General features: G+C 67.1%; 3 protein-coding genes. All 3 read left to right on the plus strand.

Going from position 1 to position 2,984, the window contains the following annotated elements; all coding sequences use genetic code 11:
- Positions 1-848, plus strand: an 848-nt coding sequence (locus tag FKP22_RS25785) for a carbohydrate ABC transporter permease (protein WP_141290644.1), incomplete at its 5' end; no start/stop codon positions are given.
- On the plus strand, positions 845-1,711 hold the full coding sequence (locus FKP22_RS25790) for a carbohydrate ABC transporter permease (RefSeq protein WP_141290646.1): 867 nt from the start codon (positions 845-847) through the stop codon (positions 1,709-1,711). The genes FKP22_RS25785 and FKP22_RS25790, both read left to right, overlap by 4 nt.
- 34 nt (positions 1,712-1,745) lie before the next feature.
- Positions 1,746-2,984 (plus strand): alpha-amylase family glycosyl hydrolase (locus FKP22_RS25795; protein WP_141290648.1); only part of this gene is annotated, 1,239 nt, incomplete at its 3' end.

Consider the following 2,984-nt stretch of genomic DNA (forward strand, 5'->3'; position numbering starts at 1 on the left):
CCATGCTCCTGCTGCTGCTGGTGATTGCCGGCTGGCCGCTGGCGCGCACGCTGTGGTTCAGCCTGACGGACGCGCAGCTCTCGCAGCTGGGCGACTGGCACTTCATCGGGCTGGACAACTACCTCGGCGAATACGGCGTGCTGATGGACGCCGGCTGGTGGCAGTCGGTCTTCACCACGCTGCGCTTTGCGCTGCTGTCGGTCGCCATCGAGACCGTGCTGGGCCTGGGCGTGGCGCTGCTGATCAACCACCCCTCGCGCCTGCGCACGGGGCTGCGCGCCGCAATGCTGCTGCCCTGGGCCATTCCCACCGTGGTCTCGGCCAAGATGTGGAGCTGGATGCTGCACGACCAGTTCGGCATCCTGAACCACTACATGGTGGCGCTGGGCATCCTCAGTGCGCCGCTGGCCTGGACGGCGGACCCGAACCTCTCGCTGTTCGCCATCGTGCTGGTGGACGTGTGGAAGACCACGCCCTTCATGGCGCTGCTCACGCTGGCTGCGCTGCAGATGGTGCCGTCCGACTGCTACGAGGCGGCACGGGTGGACGGCGTGAAGCCGCTGGCGGTGTTCTGGCACATCACGCTGCCGCTGATCCTGCCCGGCCTGGCCGTGGCGATGATCTTCCGCATGCTGGACGCGCTGCGCGTGTTCGACGTGATCTACGTGATGACCTCCAACGCCCGCGAGACCAAGAGCATGTCGGTCTACGTGCGCGAGCAGCTGATCGACTTCCAGCAGGTCGGCGTCGGCTCGGCCGCGGCCATGCTGCTGTTCTTCACCATCGCGGTCGTCACCGTCACCTATGCGGTGGCCATGCGCAGCCGCGTTGAAAAGGCTTCGGGATGAACACCGCTGCAACGCAGGCGCCACGGCGCACCTTCGGCAAGATCGGCCTTGGCACCGTGGGCTACTGGCTGCTGGCGGCGGTCTTCATCGCGTATTCGGTGTTCCCGTTTGTCTACGCCATTTCCACCTCGCTCAAGCGCGGCAGCGAGATGTTCGAGCCGCGGCTGGTGCCGCTGGCGCCCACGCTGTTCAACTACGTCACCGTCTTCCGCGACCAGCCCTTTGCCCACAACCTGCTGAACTCGCTGCTGGTGGCCGGTGGCGTGGTGCTGCTGTCCATGCTGGTCAGCCTGCCGGCGGCCTGGGCGCTGGGCCGGGTGGCGTTCCGCGGCCGCGGTTTGCTGCTGCTGAGCATCCTGTCGGCCTCGATGTTCCCGCAGGTTGCGGTGCTCTCGGGCATGTTCGAGCTGGTGCGCTGGTTCGGGCTGTACGACAGCCTGGGCGCGCTGCTGTTTGCCGATCTGATGCTCACGCTGCCCTTCACCGTCTGGGTGCTGGTGACCTTCATGAAGCAGCTGCCCAAGGAGCTGGAAGAGGCCGCCATCATGGACGGCGTAGGCCCCATTGGCACCATCTTCCGCATCTTCCTGCCAGTGCTCTGGCCGGCCCTGGTCTCCACCGGGCTGCTGGCCTTCATCGCCGCGTGGAACGAGTTCCTGTTCGCGCTCACCTTCACCATTTCCACCGAGCAGCGCACCGTGCCGGTGGCCATCGCCTTCATCAGCGGCGCCGGCGGCCACGAGCTGCCCTGGGGCCCGATCATGGCCGCCTCGGTGATGGTCACGCTGCCGCTGATCCTGCTCGTCATGTACTTCCAGCGGCTCATCGTCGCCGGCCTCACGGCAGGCGCGGTCAAAGGCTGAAAACCTTTCCCCCGACCCACCCACGCAAACCAACATGCAGCAATCCAGTACCGACCCCGCCTGGTGGCGCGGCGGCGCGCTCTACCAGGTCTATCCGCGCAGCTTCCAGGACAGCAACGGCGACGGCATTGGCGACCTGCCGGGCGTCACCCAGCGCCTGCCCTACATCGCCTCGCTGGGCGTCGAAGGCCTGTGGATCTCGCCGTTCTTCAAGTCGCCCATGCGCGACTTCGGCTATGACGTGAGCGACTACTGCGACGTCGACCCGATCTTCGGCACGCTGGCCGATTTCGACACGCTGGTCACCGAGGCGCACGCCTTGAACCTGCGCGTGCTGATCGACCTGGTCATCAGCCACACCTCCACCGAGCACCCGTGGTTCCAGCAGAGCCGCGTCAGCCGCGACAACCCCAAGGCCGACTGGTACGTCTGGGCCGACCCGCAGCCCGATGGCTCGCCGCCGAACAACTGGCTGTCCATCTTCGGCGGCAGCGCCTGGCAGTGGGAGTCGCGCCGCAAGCAGTACTACCTGCACAACTTCCTCAGCAGCCAGCCGGACCTGAACTTCCACAACGAAGACGTGCAGCAGGCCGTGCTGGACGTGGCCGAGTTCTGGCTGAAGCGTGGCGTGGACGGCTTCCGCCTGGACACCGTCAACTTCTACGTGCACGACAAGCAGCTGCGCTCCAACCCGCCGCAGCCCGCAGGCCACTACGCCGTGGGCGTGCCGCACTGCAACCCGTATGCGCTGCAGCAGCATGTGTACGACAAGAGCCAGCCCGAGAATCTGCCGTTCCTGGAGCGCCTGCGCGCGCTGATGGACCGCTATCCCGGCACCGCGACCATCGGCGAGATCGGCGACGACCACCAGTACGAGCGCCTGGCCGAATACACCCGCGGCCAGCGCCTGCACATGGCCTACACCTTCAACCTGCTGGGCCACCCGTGCTCGCCGGCCTTCATCCACAGCACGCTGCAGGAGTTCGTCGCCAGCACCGAAGGCGCCTGGGCCTGCTGGAGCCTGAACAACCACGACGTGGACCGCGTCGTCACCCGCTGGCAGCCGCTGGGCGAAGCCAGCCGCATCGCGCCGGTGCTGCTGGGCCTGCTGGCCTCGCTGCGTGGCTCGCCCTGCCTGTACCAGGGCGAGGAACTGGGGCTTGCCCAGGCCGAGTTGCCGTTCTCTGCCATCCAGGACCCGTATGGCAAGGAGATGTGGCCGGACTTCCCCGGCCGCGACGGTTGCCGCACCCCCATGCCCTGGCAGGCCGCC

The sequence above is a fragment of the Ideonella azotifigens genome, from assembly GCF_006519715.1.
GTDB classification, from domain to species: Bacteria; Pseudomonadota; Gammaproteobacteria; order Burkholderiales; family Burkholderiaceae_C; genus Ideonella; species Ideonella azotifigens.